Genomic DNA, 18,232 nt, shown 5'->3' on the forward strand with positions numbered 1-18,232 from the left:
GGATTTTCCCGGCACCCTTTCCCTGCATCAGAACCGGATAGATGCTGTCCCGCGGGTGAGAGGCGGCACTCCCCGCAGTTCACCCATTGGAGCAAGGCGTCGCCAACAGGGGAATGGCAATGCCTGGAGCATTCCACATCGCGCGGTTCTCCATTCGGCTTGCGATCGCGGCCCTTCTCGCCGCCTTGCCGCCTCTGTTCGCGGCACATGCCCAGGATACACTTGCGCCTGCGGCCGAAAGCCTGTTGCAGCCGGGCGATATCGCCGCCTCCGGCTTTTCCGGCGTGAAGCTCCAGGTCGAGGGATTGCCGCCCGGCGTCGATCCTCTCTCCAAGACCGTCATCGATCCTGACGGCGTCACGCTGCGCATCTATAATGGCGGCCCGGTTCAGGGGCCGCTGGACGGCCAGCAGCTTGCCCCGCCTCTGCGCACGGAATTCACGGCCAAGGACATCGGCCATGTCTTCGGACTGGCCTTTGACACGCTGCCGGCGGATGAGCGCGGAACGCCCGGCCTCTATGCCGCCGCCACTTCCGCCTTCGGCCTCTACATCGTGGGCCCCGACAGCGATGGCGACGGACAGCCCGACCGGCTGATGAAAGGCGCGCCCGGCGCCCGGTTCATGGAAGGTTTGTTCGGCCCGGCCCCCGGTGGTGGCGCCGGCGCGATCTGGAAGATCGACAGCGTGACCGGCGCGGTGAGCCTTTATGCGGAGCTCGTGAACAATGGCGGCCCCGGCATCGGCGGCCTTGCCTTCGACGGGTTGAGCCGCTCGCTCTATGTCTCCGATCTCGACACCGGCCTCATCCATCAGCTGAAGGGCTCAGGCTCCGGCGCCGGCCTCGCCGAGTTCGACCATGGCCTGCAGGGCCGGCCCTTGGCGGGAAAGGACGGCGTGGCCGATGACGGGCTAAGGCTCGACATCACGTCGCCGAGCTTCGACACGGCCAACCCGGCAACCTGGGGATTGACGCAGGCCGCGCGCCGGATCGACGGAATGGCCGTCCAAGGCAGGCGGCTTTACTACACCGTGGCGGAAGGGCCTGAGGTCTGGTCCGTCGGCCTCGCCGATGATGGTTCGTTCCTTGGCGATGCGCGGATCGAGTTGAGCGTCACCGCCTCCGAGGCGGGCATTATATCCGGAATCGCCTTCGACAACAAAGGCGCCATGGTGCTGGCGATGCGCGACGCCGTGCAAAACACCGGCGACTATTCCGCTCTCACCGGGGCCAGCCCCACCGATATTATCCGCTACGCCCCTGAATCCCCGGACGATCCGCAAACCGCTTCGTCCTGGCATTTCGACACGCTCACCTACCCTGTCGGCCAGTCTCCCGAACGCCGCGACGGCAGCGGCGGCATAGCGTTGCAATATGCCTACAAGCCCGATGGCGGCCTCGATCTCACGGCCTGTGGCGGAACGCTGATTGCCTCAGGGGACATATTGGGGCCGGAGCGTACCGCCCATGGCCTGCAGATCGGTGATGTGAGCCGGTTTCAGTCCACGGCCGGCGCAACCGTTCCAACCGCCTTCATTGCTCTCGATCCCGCTCAGGATGCGGCGGGAGCCCGCGGCCATGCGGGTGGCGTCGCCGTGCTGTCGCAATGTGTCGGCGAATCCGGCTTCCCCACTCTCGCTTCAGGAGGATCGCAGTTCCCGGGAGTGGCCGGAAATGACGGCCAGACTGGTTTTCCGGGCGTTGACGGCGGCGGCGGTCAGCCCGGCTTTCCCGGTGTTGACGGTGGCGGCGGACAGGCCGGTTTTCCAGGTGTCGAGGGTGGCGGCGGACAAGCTGGCCTTCCAGACGTTGAAGGCGGTGGCGGCCAGGTCTTTCCGGATGTCGAAGACGGCGGTGGCGGCAAGACGGCGGGCAAGCTCACGCTGGCCAAGTCCGCTTCCGTGCCGAAATGCTCGCCCAAAGGCGGTTGTGCCTTCAACATAGAAGTCACGAATGATGGCGGGGAAATCCCCGGCCCCATCACGATCAACGAGCTCATCGAAGCGCCGCAGGCGGTGTTGACGGGCGAGCCCAATGCCCCCTGGCAATGCAGCAAGGCGGCGCCCTTCACCTGCACCCATCCAGGCCCGGTGCCGGCCAATGGCAAGCTCGACATGCGGCTGGTCTTTGCCCCGAACACGCCGCCGGAAGCCAAGGAGCTCAAGAACTGCGCGTCCATCGCCGGCGGGGAGTCGGCTTGCGCCACCATGGCGCTCGATCCGAATGTGCCGGTGCAGACCGGGCCGGTGGTGATTTCGAAAAAGGGACCGGCCAGTTGCCCGCTCATCGGCACCTGCACATTCGAGATCACGCTCACCAACACGACCGACGCGGTGGTGCCGGGCCCCATCCCCTTCACCGACACGATCGACATTCCGGGTGCGACCCTTGCCGATGAGGCGCTCCCGGCGCCCTTCGCCTGCGACAAGGGTGGTCCGCCCTTCGTCTGCCGGTTCGGCGGCGCCGGCACCGGGCTGGGTCCGCGCGAATCGAGAACCGTTCCGCTGCGCATAAACCTGAATTTGCCCGCGGGCACCACCAGTCTCAAAAATTGCGCGGTGAAGCCCGCGCTCCAGAAGAAAGCCGAGCTGCAAATTCCTTTGAACAGAAGCCTGCCGGTCACCAATGCAAGCTTCCGTCCCCAGTCATTCGCCAAGGGCAACGGCCTCCTGCATTTGGCGGGTATTCTCGACGACGTTGGGGGCGAGGTCAAACAAGGCGCCGGTGGTGGTGTCGGGGATGCGGTGAAAGGCGTTATCGGCGGCGGTGCCGCCGCCCCTGCCCCGGCGGGCGGCAATATCGGTGGCGTCTCGGGCGTTGCGCAGAACTGCACAAGATGGGGACTGAAGCAGAAACGCCTCGCCCTCCGGCAAAGCAACGGCTTGCTGACCTATTTCTCCGGTGTCGAGGTCGACCAATACAGCAAGATCATCGGGACGGCGAGGTATTATTCGATTTCGGCCGACGGGACCAAAGGTCCCCAAGTCGTTGGTCGCGTTACGAGTTTTGGGACAGACCAGAAGCCGGCTTTTAAGGCCTATTGGCCCAAAAGCGGCGAATACGGAAATTATTTTTTTGACATTGGCAGTGACGGGAAAGCCAAAGGCACCTGGGTCGATCAGGCCGGCAACCGCGGCACTTTCGTGGACGAAGCCAATCAGTGGGTTTGCAAAAGCAGTCCGTTTTGCGAAGCCTATGCCGACAAGGCTGTCCAGGCATTTGTAGCGGCCCGCAAAGACGGCTGCTCGTTGGCCGACCTCGGAGTCCCTGCGGGCGCTGGCGGCCGCTGGACGGCAAACCGGCAGGAGCACGTCGATTTCTGCATGGCGCGCGCCAGCACCGTCGATCCCGCGATCGAGGCGGAAAACAAGGCCCGAACCGACGGGCACGCTTCTTGCCTTCTCGCGAAGAAAAACCGCGACGCTTGCACCAGCTTCGCCAAGGACGTGGTGGCGATCAACGAGCAGATGAAGGCCATCAGTTGCAAGGACGCCCTGCCGAATTTGACGGTCGAGGGCGGGACCAGCATATGCCTGCTGAAGACTGGGCCCGACGCGACTGTCACACAGGAAATGCAGAGAAGGCTCGATGTCTGCAAAGCCCGGCTCGCCGCCAATGGGAATGCCGGCGCGGGCGGGGCTGATGCGGGCGGCGGCGGACAGGCGCAAGAACCCGCGCCCGAGCAGTGCGCGGTGGTCGCTATCGAAGACGTCAAACCGCCTGGTCCCATCGTCGAGCCGCCCGGCCCGGCGCCCGAGCAGCCCAAGAACCTGGCGCTGGCGCATAATCCGGCGGTGGCGCAATGCTCGGACACGGGCGGCGGATGCGCTTTCACGACCTTGATCAGTAACCCTGCCGACGCGCCCGAGTTCAACGGACCGATCTCATTCGTGGTCCATCTCTCGCAGCCGGACGGCAGTGCCTTTCCCAACATCACGATGGAGAGCGGCGGCGAGGCACCGAACGTCGCCGGTGTAACCGCGCCGATCGCCTGCAAGAAGGACGGCAATGACGTAACCTGCACGGCGGCGGCGGCAAAAATTCCGCCCGGCAAGAGCGTGCCGGTGCCGATGTCGTTCAAGCCCGGTGGCGGAACGATGGCGACGGCGATCAGGAGCTGCGCTTCTTTTGCCGGCGCAGAGCCGTCATGCGCCAATATCTCACTCGTCAAGGGTTCGCTGCTCAGGGCACAGAAAACCACCGCGGCCACTTCGTGTGTACCGAATTGCGCCTTTGCAATCTCGCTGAAGAATATGGGCACGGACGCCGCTACGGGTCCCTTCGTCTTCACTGAGGATTTCAAACCCATCAATGGCGACACCACAATCGAGACCGTCGATGGCGACTTTGCGTGCTCGAACACCAATGGCACATTCGGATGCATCTCGACCAACAAGGGCACGAACGTTCTTAAACCCGGCGAAACGCTCAATGGCCGCGTGAATATAAAGACCTCGACGACTTCTCCGGCCTACACGAACTGCATCGACTACAATCCTGCCGCCAACGCCAAGCCCAGCCCGTTCGACAACGATTTCGCCGGCCGCTGTGTCACGATCAAGGACGCGACGCAACAGGGCGCCAATCTGATGATCGAGGTCATCCCGCCCAACGCCAAGCCGGACGGCATCGGCGAATGCAGCCTCGACAGTGAATGCGACTTCAAGGTCAGGGTGAAAAGCAATGGCGTTGCCGTCGTCGGCACGTCGGCATTCGATGCCAAGGTCGCCAATGGCATCGTTCAATCGATCGGTATCGGTGGACTACAAGGCGGCGCCTTCTCCTGCAGTCAGAGAGCCGGCGACACGCAGACGGTCTTTTGCCAGAACGGCACGGCCTTACCCCCGGGTGAGTTACGCGATACCAGTGTTCCGGTGACCGCGGGAGCGACCTGGAAAAAGAACGACACGCTCACTTTATGCGCGCAGATACCGCCGGGTGACAGCACCCCGAACGACGACAAAGCCTGCGCATCGGTCAAGCTCGATCCCTTCAGCGTCAAGGTGGCGAAGTCCGGCGATCAATCCTGCACTCAGGGCGGGGATTGTCACTTCACGCTCAGGCTGTTCAATCCGGGTCCGATCGACCACAATGCGCCGGTCACCATTTCCGACAAGCTGACCGGGCTCGCTTCGGCGCAGATCGTTTCGATCACGCCGCCCTTGCCCTGCGCGACGCAGCCGACGCAGATCCCGTTCTCCTGCACGTCACCTGGTCCGGTGCGCCTCGATCTCGACGCTCCTGAAGGCAGCGAGTTCGGCCCACGCGACTTCAAGATGGTCGTGCGGCTGCCGAACGATGCATCGGCCACCCAGTTCTCGAATTGCGCCGACGTCTCCGGCGCAGCGGCGGGCGCGGCATCCGCGGAAGAATCCTGCGTCACAGTCAAGAGCCTGCCTCCGCCGGCGACCGTCGGTGACCTGACGGTGACCAAGTCGGCGGTGTCAGCGTCTTGCAGCGAAACCGAGCCTTGCCAGTTCAAGATCGCAGTCACCAACAACGGCACGCAATCTTTCCCGGGCCCCGTTGCCGTCTATGACGTGATGAGCGTGAACAATGCGCCGATGACGCAGGTCCAGCTCGTCAGCGGCCCGCCTGTCGGCTGGACATGCCTGGCCTCCGCCGCACCCGGCATGCAGTGCTCCATGCCGGGTCCGCTGCCCCCCAAGGCGACGGTCGAGCTGACGCTCGGCCTGCAGCCGCTGGCAGGCTCGCTGGGCGCAGCGTTGAAGATCGACAATTGCGCCGAGATCGCGGGCGGGCAGGCACAGCAGAAATCCTGCGCCAGCATCGCCCTCAAACAAGCTCCGGCCCAGGCGCCGGGATGCGGCTACGGAATGGTGCTCACATCCGCCGGCCTGTGCGCTTGCCCGGCCCCGAAGATATGGAACGGCCGCGAATGCGGTTATGGCTCCGGCGGAGCCTCTATGTCGAAGCCGGGCGACGAGCAGCCAAAGCCCGCGCTTCCGGTCATCACCACACCGCCCGCCACTTGCGGGTCCGGCATGATCCTCGCCGGCAACGGCCTGTGCGCCTGCCCCGCCAACACCAGATGGACCGGCAAGGCCTGTGAAGGTGGCAAGGGCGGCGGTGGCTTCGACATGATCAAGCAGGCCACACCGGCGCAGCGGACCTGTCCGGCCGACAGGCCGGTAGGTGATTTCCCGAACTGTTGTCCGAATGGTACCAAATTCCGCTTCGGAAAATGCAGTCCGCTGTGCGCTGGCGCCCTCGTGATGAATGAAAAAACCGGACGATGCGTCAGCCGCTGCAAGCGCGGCACGCATCTCGAGGGCGATGCTTGCGTCTCCGACAAGAAGAAGAAACTTGAAACAAACACCCTGCCGCGCGTCTGTCCGCCCGACCGGCCGGTCGGCGCTTACCCCAATTGCTGTCCGCAGGGCACCGACTTCCGCAATGGCAAATGCCGCTTCACGAAGGCCGCGCCGGTGAAATGCCGTAAAAGCCAGATGTTTGATGCTGTGACCGGCGTCTGCATCGACCGCGTGCGGAAGCGGTTCTGTCCCGCTGACCGTCCTGTCGGCGCTTATCCCAATTGTTGTCCGGAAGGCTATCAGTTCGCCAATGGCAAATGCCGTCGGTTCCGCGAGCAGCGCCAGGAACAACAATATTGTCCTGCCGATCGCCCGGTTGGGATTTATCCGAATTGCTGTCCTGAGGGATATCAATTCACCGGCCGCAGATGCCGCCCGGAACGCGAGCGGCAGGAAGAGCAAGCCTGTCCCGCCAGCCGGCCGGTCGGGGTCTACCCGAATTGCTGTCCGGAGGGATATCAATTCACCGGCCGCAGATGCCGCAAGTTCCGCGACCCGGATCAGCAGCAGCCGGAACAGAACACCAGGCCCAACCGGAAAACCTGTCCGGACGGTACGGTCGTCTTTGGCAAATACAGCCGATGCCCGAATGAAGGGCCGGCGCCTCGGCCGCAACCTCAGCCGCAACCCCAGCCGCAGCAATGCGCAGGCGGCAAGGTCAGCACGCCGAGCGGCTGCTTGTGTCCAAACGGCAAGAGGGAGGACGGTGATGGTCAGTGCGTCGAAAGCGTCAGATGAACCAGGTGAAATGACCATCAGGAGATTGCACCTATGAGATCTTCGTTCTTCGCAACGCTGGCGGGCATGCTGGCCATGGCGGGTGTTTCGATCTTTCAACCCGTGGAGCTCCATGCCGGGACGCCGTTGACCGGTGGCTGCGATGGAGCGTCCTGCCTTTCGCAAGCCGTGGAAAGCAAAAGCGGCAAACTCGATCAGGCTGCCTCACCGCAGATGCTCGCCTTCGAGATAAACATAAAATTCAAGTGCCCGGACGGCTTCCGCAGGGAAGACGGCGAATGTGTGCGCGACCGAAGAGGCAAGAAGAAGAGGTTTGAATGCTCGGACGGCTTCCATAGGGAAGACGGTGAATGCGTGCGCGACCGGAAGAGCAAGAAGCAGACCAGAAACTGTCCGGAAGGCACCGAGTTCAGCCGCGGCAAATGCCGCAGGAGCGAATTCCCGCCCGTGGAAGGCGAGGAGGAGCAAACCTGTTCGCATAATGACCATCTGGAGAATGGCCGGTGCGTGCCGTGCCGACAGGGCTTCCATGTTGAAGGAGACGAATGTGTGCCGGACTGATATTTTTCGGATAGGCCTGATGGCGCTTGGCTTGACGCTCTCCTCAGCGCTGGCGCAGGCGGAAGATGCCGAGGGCTGCAAGGACAATCCACTCGTCGGACGTTTCCAGGGCGCGGCGATCGCCTACTGCAAGGCGAAGGATTTCGATGAGCTGGTGTTCCTGCAGTCACCGCATGATTATGGCGCGCTGCTGGAGCGCAATGCCACCAAGGACAGGTCGGGGCCGGAATGGCTCAAGCAGCAGGGAAAAGCCAGCGAGATCCGTTATGAATTGCCGGCCGGCAGCTCATCTCTCGAGGTCGCCGCCAGTTATGAAGCGGATCTGAGGGCCAAAGGCTTCAACATCATTTTCTCCTGCGCCGATCAGGAGTGTCTGGCCGGCAATCTGCGTGATCTCTATCTGCTGGGCGAGCAGCTCGATCCGACCAATGGCGTGTCCACCGCCTATTCCGACCATGCCCGTTATCTCCTGGCGAAGCTCGAGCGACCGGAGGGTGCGGTCTATGCCAGCGTCATCACGGGCGAGGACAAGGACAAGACGGTCGCATTTCTTCGGGTGCTGGAAGCCCAGGGCATGGAGTCCGGCAAGGTGGCGACGGCGGCGCCGGAAGATTTATCGGCGTCACTCGCCGCGCAAGGTAGCGTCAATCTCTACGGCATCCTGTTCGACTATGATCAGGATACCGTGAAGCCGGAATCGAAGCCGGCGCTCGACGAGATCGCCAAGGTCCTGGCCGACAAGCCGTCGCTGCGCCTCAAGATCATCGGCCATACCGACAATGTGGGCAGCGCCGCCTATAATCTCGACTTGTCCAGCCGTCGCGCCGCCAACGTATCTGCAGCCCTTGTCGGCGGTTATGGAATAGACCCTGCCCGCTTGTCCTTCGAAGGGGCCGGCCTGTCACGCCCGATCGAATCCAACGATACCGATGAAGGACGCGCCAAGAACCGGCGGGTCGAGCTTGTCGTGCAATGAGCGGGTCGGATCATGAATGACGTCAGGCACTGCAAGTTCGTATGGCCGCTGGCCGTTCTGGCGCTGATTTGTAGCTCGCGGATCGCCGGCGCCGCGTCTCTCACCGTCGAATGCGAGAGGGAGGATGTGATCGTGCCGGGCTGGGCCGCGCCGCTCATCCTTTCCTATCCGGGCGGTGACAGCGGCGGTCTGACCGTGACGTCGGAACATGTGACATTCAGCCTGCCCGCCGCGCAGACATTAACGAGGGACGTCGTTGATGGGGCTGAAGTGACGGCAACCACGATCTCAGGCTCTGGCGAGACATCATCCCTGATGCCTGATCCGCAGGCGCTCATGGCCTGCGTAGCCAGCTCGCTGCAGCCCGAATTCAAAGACGATGCGGATGTGCAGTTCACGACGATGCTCGGCTGTGTGCCCAAGGTGGCCATGGGCGCTTCTCCAATTGCCATCCATGCCAGCATATCATTGGGCATCTTCCCTGGAAGCAACCCGGACGCGCCCGACGTGAATGTCGAGATCAAGCGCAGCTATGTGGACATAAAGACGCCCGCAGGCGACAAAGTCACCATCGATACCTATCCCAAGAACTGCAAACTTGCAGGACATTGAGGCCGGCATTGCAAGGAGTTTCCCGATTCAAACGCCGAACGCCGCTCATTTCAGCATCATATGATGCTAGGCGAACCGCGCTCTTTCCGGCAATGTTTTGCCTGAAGCATGATCTGGAAAAGTGCGGCGCGGTTTTCCGGAAGGATCATGCGCATACAGGAAGATAAAGCGTGATCGCGACTCTTCCTGAAGTCATCACGCTTCGGAGTTGAACCGATGTGGTATCCGGTGGGCACGGACCTCCTCCGCCGGAACATGGCGGAGGAGGATTTATGAAGACGGCGATCTATTTCATGGGCGTGGCGACCGCAGCGGCGATAGCGGTCGTGGGCTTTCCGCAGCTCTTGGCGACGTCGAAGACAATTCTCGAGCGCTGCCCGGACCGCGTGGAGCATGGAAGATGTGGAGATACGAGGTCTTCGGACAATCGCACGAATCCGAAGAGTCCCAAAAAATCCCGGACCGCCTCTAGTTCCAGCTCGTCCGGCGAAACCAGTGGCGGCACATCCGGCAGTCCCGGACAAAGTTCCGGTTCCTCCGGACAGACTTCCGGCAACACCAGTGGTGGAACCAGCGGTGGCACATCTGGCACCTCCGGGCAAAGCTCAGGTTCCTCCGGACAGAGTTCCGGCAACACCAGCGGCGGCACATCGGGCAATACCAGCGGTGGAACAAGCGGTGGCACATCGGGCAACACCAGCGGCGGCACATCCGGTGGAACGAGTGGTGGCACATCTGGCACGTCCGGCCAAAGCTCAGGTTCTTCAGGACAGAGTTCGGGCGACACCAGTGGCGGCACGTCCGGTAACACCAGCGGTGGTACATCAGGCAACACCAGCGGCGGCACGTCCGGTGGCACATCCGGCACATCCGGGCAAAGCTCAGGTTCTTCCGGGCAGAGTTCTGGCGACACCAGTGGCGGCACAAGCGGCAACACCAGCGGTGGCACAAGCGGCAACACCAGCGGTGGAACGAGCGGCGACACATCTGGCACGTCCGGGCAAAGCTCAGGTTCCTCCGGACAGACTTCCGGCAACACCAGCGGCGGCACGTCCGGTGGATTGGGTGGCGGATAATCCAGCTGGAACTTGATCGACGCAAATGGATGTCCGGCGACCAACACATATTGATGTTCAGGCCGGGCAAACTGTCCGTACCCGCGGCCAAGGCCATCAAGAGAGCCATGCTCCACTGATCCCAACATGTCCGGGCTCCGCCAGCGGCCAATGGACCGGTGCGGCAGGTGTGCTCATGGCCCTGGCAAGCGCGTGGCTTTTGCGCGACTGGGCCGAAGCCGCCCATCTCAAGACGCTCGCCGTGCTCGCTTTGTCGACCGCCGCCATGCTGGCCATGGATCTGCTTGTCTACCGGGTCCAGTTCAATCCCACCACGGAGCTGGCGCCGGAACCGATCCGGCCGATCGATCCGCTGCGGCTCCTTCAGAAGCTCATCGGATTCTGGATGACCATCGGGTGCATCGCGGCGCTCTATGCCCTCCTGCCGGAATATGGCAACGCGTTCTACCAGCCCTTCAAGGATGCCGCTTTATATCTGCTGCCCGGGCTCATCGTCGCGTCGCCCTTCTACATTCTCCATGTCGACCGCCGGCAGCGCGATCCCCTCGATGCCTATGCGCAGCTTCCTCTGCTGCTCACCGGGCACCGTCCGGCCGACTGGAGCATGCTGGCGGCTCACGCGCGCGGCTGGCTCGTGAAGGCTTTCTTCCTGCCCTTGATGTTCGTCTATGCCAATAACGATCTCGCCGAGCTGTGGTCGGCGCCGCCGCTCCTGCAAATGGACTTCCAGCATGTCTTTTCCCGGCTCATCGATATCTTCTTCCTTCTCGATGTGCTCCTGGCGGTGATCGCCTATGCGCTGACCTTGCGGGTGATCGACAGTCACATCAGGAGCACCGAGCCGACGATTGGCGGCTGGGCCATCTGCCTCATCTGCTACCGGCCATTCGTGGATGTGCAAGGACACTACATTCAATATGAGCTGGACAACCTCTCCTGGGAAAAGGTCCTCGCGCCCTATCCCCTGCTTTATGCCCTATGGGGTAGCGCCATTCTGCTCCTGGTTTTCATCTATGTCTGGTCGACGGCCACCTTCGGCCTGCGCTTCTCCAACCTCACCCATCGCGGCATCATCACCAACGGCCCCTATCGCTGGGTGAAACACCCGGCCTATCTGGCCAAGAATCTCAGCTGGTGGCTGATCGCGGTGCCGTTCATCGCCGGCGCGGGCTCGCTCACGGCGGTTCAGTCCTGCCTGATGCTGGGCGCCGCCAATCTCATCTATTACCTGCGCGCCAGGACGGAGGAACGCCATTTGAGCGCCGATCCGGTCTATCGGGACTACCAGGCCTTCATCGCCAGGCACGGCCTGTTCGCCCGTGCCGCGGGCGTGATCAGATTAGCTTACGCCAAGCTCGCTCAATAGACCCGGCACAAAGCTTTCGAAAGCGCCGGTCTCCACCATTGTCGCGATGGCCTCAATGTCGGTGGCGAATTCGCGGTCGATCTCACGCGCCTTGGCCTTGCCGCGCACCAGCTTGTAGGCGGCCTCGAGCGGCTCGGACGAGCTGAGCGGACGGCGGAAGTCGATGCCTTCGACGGCCGACATCAGCTCGATGGCGATGATGCGCGACAGATTGGCGTTCATCAAAGCGAGCCTGCGCCCGCCATGGGTCGCCATGCTGACATGATCTTCCTGATTGGCCGAGGTCGGCACGCTGTCGACGCTCGCCGGATGCGACAGCTGCTTGTTCTCGCTCATCAGCGCCGCGGCGGTGCATTGCGGAATCATGAAGCCCGAATTGAGCCCCGGATTGCGGATGAGGAAAGGCGGCAGCAGCGAGATGGTCGGATCGATCAAAGCGGCGATGCGGCGCTCGCTGATCGAGCCGATCTCGGCGACGGCAAGCGCGATGATGTCGGCGGCGAAGGCAACCGGTTCGGCATGGAAATTGCCGCCTGACAAAACCGCGCCATCTTCGGCGAAGACCAGCGGATTGTCGGAAACGCCAGTGGCTTCGATGACCAGCGTGCGCGCCGCATTGGTAAGGATGTCGAGACAGGCGCCCATCACTTGCGGCTGGCAACGGAAGGAATAGGGATCCTGCACCCGGTCGTCGCCCGAAACATGCGAGGCGCGGATGGCGCTGCCCGCCATCAGCCGGCGATAATGTTTCGCCGCGAGCTGCTGGCCGGGATGCGGCCGGAGCGCATGGATGCGCGGATCGAAAGGTGTGTCGGAGCCCATCACCGCATCGACGGAGAGCGCGCCGGCCAGGATGGCCGCAGCGGCATTGCGCTCGGCGGCGATGAGACCGTAGAGCGCCAGTGCCGTCGACACCTGCGTGCCGTTGAGAAGGGCGAGCCCCTCCTTGGGGCCGAGCGGCACGGGTGAGAGCCCCGCCGCCTTGAGGGCTTCCGCACCCGGCACACGTTTGCCTTTGACGAAGGCTTCGCCCTCGCCGATGAGCACCAGCGAGAGATGGGCGAGCGGCGCCAGATCGCCCGAGGCGCCGACCGAACCCTGGCCCGGAATCATCGGCAGGATGTCCTGATTGAGAAGACCGGCGAGCGTCTCCATCGCCTGGAGGCTGATGCCCGAGGCGCCCTGCGACAGCGCATTGATCTTGAGCAGCATGATAGCGCGCACCACGCCTGCACCCAGCGGCGCACCGACGCCCGCCGCATGCGAACGCACGATATTGAGCTGTAGGGCCGAGAGATCGGCCGCCGCAATGCGCTGCTTGGCGAGCTTGCCGAAGCCGGTATTGACGCCATAGATCGCATCACCGGTGGCGAGCAGCTTGGTCACCGTCTCGGCGCTGCGCGTGATGGCCGCGCGGGCCTTGGGCGTGAGCTCGACGGTGATCGGTCCTGCCAGCGCCTGGCGGATGAAAGCGAGGGTGAGCGGGCTGTCGCCGATACGGATGGTCATCGATGCACCTTGTTCTTAGTTGCTCAGCCGCTTCACCGCGGCCTGGAAATTCTTCTTGATCGCGTCTTCGTGGATATGCCGGCCGCTTTGGACGACCTGCCGCCCGGCGACGAAGACATCCGAAACGCACGGATTACCGCCGGAGAAGATCCAGCTGTCGAGCACCGCATCGCCCTTGCGGCCAATGAGCGCCGGATGGTCTTCATCGAGCACGGCGATGTCGGCCCGGAGGCCCGCTTTGAGCACGCCGACCGGCTGGGTCATTGATTGCGCACCGCCGGCGAGCACGGCATCGAAAAGCGTGCGCCCAGTGGACTGATTGGGGCCGGCGGCCAGCGCATTGCGCGTCCGGTCACGCAGGCGCTGCGAATATTCGAGCTGGCGCAGATCTTCCGCCGGGCTGACGCTGATATGGCTGTCGGAGCCGATAGCGATGGCGCCCTTGGCTTTGAGGAAACTGTCGGCTGGGAAAATACCATCGCCGAGATTGGCTTCCGTCGTCGGGCAGAGCCCGGCGATCATGCCGCTCTTCGCCATGCGGAGCGTCTCATCCGCCATCATATGGGTGGCGTGGATGGCGCACCAGCGCTGGGAAAGCGCGAAATTATCGAGCAGGTATTCGACCGGCCGTGTGCCGCCAGACCAGGCGAGGCAGTCATCGACTTCCTTGGTCTGCTCGGCGACATGGATATGGATCGGCGCGTCCTTCTTGCCCATGCCGTCAAGGCCGGCAATGACCTCGCCCAGCAATTCCTTGGTCACCGCGCGCAGCGAATGCGGCGAGATGCCGAGCCGGTGCAGCGGCTTGTCGGCGATGGCCTTCTGCAAGGTGGCGAGGATCTTGAGATAACGTTCGGCGCCATTGATGAAGCGGCGCTGGCCCTGGGTCGGTGCCTGGCCGCCGAAGCCGCCATAGGCATAAAGCGTCGGCAGCAGCGTGATGGCGATGCCCGCCTCCTCCGCCGCCGCGAGGCAGCGCAAGGTGAGCTCGGCGGGCTCGACATAGGGTGAGCCGTCCGGCTGATGATGCAGATACTGGAATTCGCCGATGATGGTGGAGCCGCTTTTCAGCGTCTCGACATAGAGCTGGGCGGCGACCGCCTGAAGGTCTTCGGGGGAGAGCTTGAGCGCAAAGCCATACATCACCTCGCGCCAGGTCCAGAAGGAATCGGCGCCCGGGCCCGCCACTTCGGCGAGGCCCGTCATCAGCCTTTGATGGGCGTGGGAATGGACATTGGGAACCGCCGGGATGGCGAAGCCTTTCACGGCGGCGAGGCTCTTGTCGGAATTGCCGGTTTCGACCGTCTCGATCAGGCCCTGGGCATCGATCGTAAGGACGACGTCCTTCTGCCAGCCGGCGGGAAGCAGGGCGGATGCGAATTTCAACTTGCGCTGTGCCATGATCCGACTATACTGTATATACAACCTTATACAAGTGGGTTTCGATGCTTTTTTCAAATCTCAAGCTGGCGACGATGGCCGACGGCTCTTCTTATGGGCTGATCGAGGACGGGGCGGTGCTGGTGGAGAAGGGCCGCATCGCCTGGGCAGGTCCCGCCAAGGACGCGCCCAAGGGCGACCGGATCGATTGCGGCGGCCGCCTCCTCACCCCGGGCCTGATCGATTGCCACACCCACATCGTCTATGGCGGCAACCGCGCCCATGAATTCGAGAAGCGCCTCAATGGCGTGTCTTATGCCGAGATCGCCAAGGCCGGCGGCGGCATCGTCTCGACGGTGCGCGCCACGCGCGAGGCGAGCGACGAGCAGCTCCTCAAATCGGCGGCGACCCGGCTGCAGTCTCTCCTGGCCGAAGGCGTCACCACCATCGAAATCAAATCGGGCTACGGCCTCGATGTCGAAACCGAGTTGAAGATGCTACGCACCGCCCGCAAGCTCGGCGCGACATATCCGATCGATGTGGTGACGAGCTTCCTCGGCGCCCATGCCTTCCCACCCGAATATCGCGACGATCACGCCGCTTATGTCGATCTGGTCTGCAGCCAGTCCCTGCCCGCCGCTGCGCGCGAGAAACTCGCCGATGCGGTCGACGGCTTCTGCGAGGGCATCGCCTTCTCGGTCGACGACATGGACCGTGTCTTCACCGTCGCCAAGAAGCTGGGACTTCCCATCAAGCTCCATGCCGAGCAGCTGTCCAATCTGGGCGGCGCCATTCTCGCCGCTCGTTATGGCGCGTTGTCCGTCGATCACATCGAATATCTGGACGAAGCCGGCGTTGCGGCGATCGCCCAATCCGGCACCGTCGCGGTGCTGCTGCCGGGCGCCTTCTATTATCTGAGAGAGAAGCAGCATCCGCCGCTCGCCGCTCTGCGCGCCCACAAAGTGCCGATCGCCATCGCGACTGATCTCAATCCCGGCTCCTCGCCGGTCCATTCGCTGCTCGCCACCATGAACATGGCCTGCGTCCTCTTCGGCCTAACGCCTGAAGAAGCCTTGCGCGGCGTGACCCAAAATGCGGCCCGCGCTCTGGGGTTCACGGACCGCGGCGTGATAGCGGCCGGCCTCAAGGCCGACTTCGTTCTATGGAATGTTGAGCGGCCGGGCGATCTTGCTTATCCGCTGGGCTTCAATCCGTGCGCCGCGGTGATCCGCCAGGGTGAGATCGTGCGAGGCAGTCTCTGATGACCTCCCCGCTTTACGCTCAGGTGAAGGAGCATATCCTCGAGCATATCCGTTCCGGTGCCTGGACGCCCGGCACCCGCGTGCCGTCCGAGAACGAGCTCGTCGAATCCTTCAGCATCTCGCGCATGACCGCCAACCGGGCCCTGCGTGAGCTCACCGCCGACGGCTTCCTCTCCCGCGTGCCGGGAGTGGGCACTTTCGTGAAGGAACCGCCGGCCCGTTCGAGCCTGCTCGAATTGCGTAACATCGCCGAGGAGATCGCGGCGCGTGGACACAAGCACGCGGCTTACATCGACCGGCGCGAGACGATCGAGGCGCCACAGGCCTTGGCCGACGAATTCGAGCTCCGGCAAGCTTCCAAGCTCTTCCATCTCGTGATGGTCCATACCGAAAATGGCGTGCCGGTGCAGCTCGAGGACCGTTATGTGAATCCTTTCGTCGCGCCGAAATTCAACGACCAGGACTTCGCCGATATCACGCCGACCGCCTATCTCGTCGCCGCGGTGCCGGTCGATGAGCTCGAGCATACGGTCGAGGCGATCATGCCGACAGTGGAGCAGCGCGAGCTTCTCGATATCGGCGAGCACGAGCCCTGCCTCGCTTTGCACCGCCGCAGCTGGAGCAAGGGTCACGTCGTCACCGTCGCGACCTTGATCTATCCCGCCAGCCGCTACGCCCTGTACAGCCGCTACAAGACATCACCCTCCGGAACACTGAGCCAGTAGGAGTCATTCATGGATCCCCGCCGCGACAATAGCCGTGTCATCAAATCGCCGATCGGCAACGAGATCAGCGCCAAGAGCTGGCTCACCGAAGCGCCCTTGCGCATGCTGATGAACAATCTCGATCCCGGCGTCGCCGAGCGCCCCGAGGAGCTCGTCGTCTATGGCGGCATCGGCCGCGCCGCGCGCAATTGGGAAGCGTTTGACCGCATCGTCGCCTCGCTGCGTAAGCTCGAGGCGGATGAGACCTTGCTGGTTCAGTCGGGCAAACCGGTCGGCATCTTCCGCACCCACAAGGATGCGCCGCGCGTTCTCATCGCGAACTCCAACCTGGTGCCGCATTGGGCCAATTGGGCGCATTTCAACGAGCTCGATCGCAAGGGGCTCATGATGTACGGCCAGATGACGGCGGGCTCGTGGATCTATATCGGCACGCAGGGTATCGTGCAGGGCACCTATGAGACCTTCGCCGAAGTGGGCCGCAAGCATTATGGCGGCAATCTCAAGGGCAAATGGTTCCTGACCGCGGGCCTCGGCGGCATGGGTGGCGCCCAGCCGCTCGCCGCCACCATGGCCGGCGCCTCGATGATCGCCATCGAATGCCAGCCGTCGCGCATCGAGATGCGCCTGAAGACGCGTTATCTCGACGCCAAGGCGGCATCGGTCGACGAGGCGCTGGCGATGATCGAGCGGTCGCATAAGCAGGGCAAGCCGATCTCGGTCGGCGTGCTCGGCAATGCCGCCGAGATCCTGCCCGATATGGTCAAGCGTGGCATCAGGCCCGACGCGGTCACCGACCAGACCTCGGCGCATGACCCGGTCAATGGGTATCTGCCGGCCGGCTGGACCATCGCCGAATGGGAAGCGAAGCGCGTCTCCGATCCCGAGGCGGTCGAGGCGGCAGCGAAGAAATCGATGCGCACCCATGTCGAGGCGATGCTTGCCTTCCATAAGGCCGGCGTGCCGACTCTCGATTACGGCAACAACATCCGCCAGGTCGCCCAGGATATGGGCCTTAAGGACGCCTTCGCCTTTCCGGGCTTCGTGCCGGCCTATATCCGCCCGCTCTTCTGCCGCGGCATCGGTCCATTCCGCTGGGCCGCGCTCTCCGGCAACCCGCAAGACATCTACAAGACCGATCAGCGCGTGAAGGAGCTGATCCCCGACGACCCGCATCTCCACAACTGGCTCGACATGGCCAGGGAGCGCATCGCATTCCAGGGCCTGCCGGCGCGCATCTGCTGGGTCGGTCTCGGCCAGCGTCACCGTCTGGGTCTCGCCTTCAACGAGATGGTGCGCAAAGGCGAGGTCGACGCGCCGATCGTCATCGGCCGCGACCATCTCGATTCGGGTTCGGTCGCTTCGCCGAACCGCGAGACGGAAGCGATGATGGACGGCTCCGACGCCGTCTCCGACTGGCCGCTCCTCAATGCGCTGCTCAACACCGCGAGCGGCGCCACCTGGGTGTCGCTGCATCATGGCGGCGGCGTCGGCATGGGCTTCTCGCAGCATTCCGGCATGGTTGTCGTCTGCGACGGCACCGATGATGCGGCGCGCCGGCTCGAGCGGGTATTGTGGAACGATCCCGGCACTGGCGTCATGCGCCATGCCGATGCCGGTTACGACATCGCCATCGACTGCGCCAAGGAACAGGGTCTGAAATTGCCGTCACTTGGCATTGGAGTCTGAGCCCGA

Annotated in this window: 11 protein-coding genes; 8 read left to right on the forward strand and 3 right to left on the reverse strand. The window is 63.4% G+C overall.

The genetic code is table 11. From position 1 onward, the window contains the following. Window positions 1-119 precede the first annotated feature (119 nt). From JHL16_RS19860 to JHL16_RS19875, 4 genes are read left to right on the forward strand one after another with little or no spacing between them, the layout of a single operon-like run. On the forward strand, window positions 120-7,073 hold the full coding sequence (locus tag JHL16_RS19860; protein WP_200186573.1) for an SMP-30/gluconolactonase/LRE family protein: 6,954 nt from the start codon (window positions 120-122) through the stop codon (window positions 7,071-7,073). Between the two features lie 33 nt (window positions 7,074-7,106). After that, the gene (locus tag JHL16_RS19865) at window positions 7,107-7,634 is read left to right on the forward strand and encodes a hypothetical protein (protein WP_200186574.1); all 528 of its coding nucleotides are present in this window, start codon (window positions 7,107-7,109) and stop codon (window positions 7,632-7,634) included. Window positions 7,635-7,653: 19 nt separating this feature from the next. After that, window positions 7,654-8,610, forward strand: coding sequence for an OmpA family protein (locus JHL16_RS19870; protein WP_246770985.1), 957 nt, complete (start codon window positions 7,654-7,656; stop codon window positions 8,608-8,610). A gap of 12 nt (window positions 8,611-8,622) precedes the next feature. Next, the gene (locus tag JHL16_RS19875; RefSeq protein ID WP_200186576.1) at window positions 8,623-9,222 is read left to right on the forward strand and encodes a hypothetical protein; all 600 of its coding nucleotides are present in this window, start codon (window positions 8,623-8,625) and stop codon (window positions 9,220-9,222) included. Between the two features lie 286 nt (window positions 9,223-9,508). Here the strand turns inward: JHL16_RS19875 and JHL16_RS19880 are convergent, their stop codons facing one another. Continuing rightward, window positions 9,509-10,426 (reverse strand): hypothetical protein, encoded by a 918-nt coding sequence (locus tag JHL16_RS19880; protein WP_200186577.1) that lies wholly within the window; start codon window positions 10,424-10,426, stop codon window positions 9,509-9,511. Window positions 10,427-10,473: 47 nt separating this feature from the next. Between JHL16_RS19880 and JHL16_RS19885 the strand changes: the two genes are divergently transcribed. Then, window positions 10,474-11,664: a methyltransferase family protein gene (locus JHL16_RS19885; protein ID WP_200186578.1), complete on the forward strand. Its 1,191-nt coding sequence runs from the start codon at window positions 10,474-10,476 to the stop codon at window positions 11,662-11,664. Here JHL16_RS19885 and hutH read toward each other — a convergent pair. Together hutH and JHL16_RS19895 are read right to left on the reverse strand one after the other, a co-directional pair. Beyond that, window positions 11,638-13,173: a histidine ammonia-lyase gene (gene hutH / locus JHL16_RS19890; protein ID WP_200186579.1), complete on the reverse strand. Its 1,536-nt coding sequence runs from the start codon at window positions 13,171-13,173 to the stop codon at window positions 11,638-11,640. The two genes, JHL16_RS19885 and hutH, sit on opposite strands and share 27 nt — an antisense overlap. Window positions 13,174-13,188: 15 nt before the next feature. Continuing rightward, a complete protein-coding gene (locus JHL16_RS19895; RefSeq protein ID WP_200186580.1) occupies window positions 13,189-14,574 on the reverse strand; it encodes a formimidoylglutamate deiminase in 1,386 nt (461 codons plus the stop codon). A gap of 44 nt (window positions 14,575-14,618) precedes the next feature. Here JHL16_RS19895 and hutI point away from each other — a divergent pair, with 44 nt between their 5' ends. The 3 genes from hutI to hutU are packed head-to-tail and all read left to right on the forward strand — an operon-like array spanning window position 14,619 to window position 18,226. Continuing rightward, window positions 14,619-15,815, forward strand: a complete 1,197-nt coding sequence (gene hutI, locus JHL16_RS19900) for an imidazolonepropionase (protein ID WP_200186581.1) — start codon at window positions 14,619-14,621, stop codon at window positions 15,813-15,815. Next, a complete protein-coding gene (gene hutC / locus JHL16_RS19905; protein WP_200186582.1) occupies window positions 15,815-16,540 on the forward strand; it encodes a histidine utilization repressor in 726 nt (241 codons plus the stop codon). The genes hutI and hutC overlap by 1 nt, the downstream gene beginning before the upstream one ends. A gap of 9 nt (window positions 16,541-16,549) precedes the next feature. Beyond that, window positions 16,550-18,226 carry a urocanate hydratase gene (hutU, locus tag JHL16_RS19910; protein WP_200186583.1) on the forward strand — a complete coding sequence of 559 codons (1,677 nt, stop codon included), beginning with the start codon at window positions 16,550-16,552 and terminating at the stop codon, window positions 18,224-18,226. The last annotated feature ends 6 nt before the right edge of the window (window positions 18,227-18,232 follow it).

Origin of the sequence: Taklimakanibacter albus (assembly GCF_016595235.1) — a bacterium.
In the GTDB taxonomy this organism is placed as follows: domain Bacteria; phylum Pseudomonadota; class Alphaproteobacteria; order Rhizobiales; family Aestuariivirgaceae; genus Taklimakanibacter; species Taklimakanibacter albus.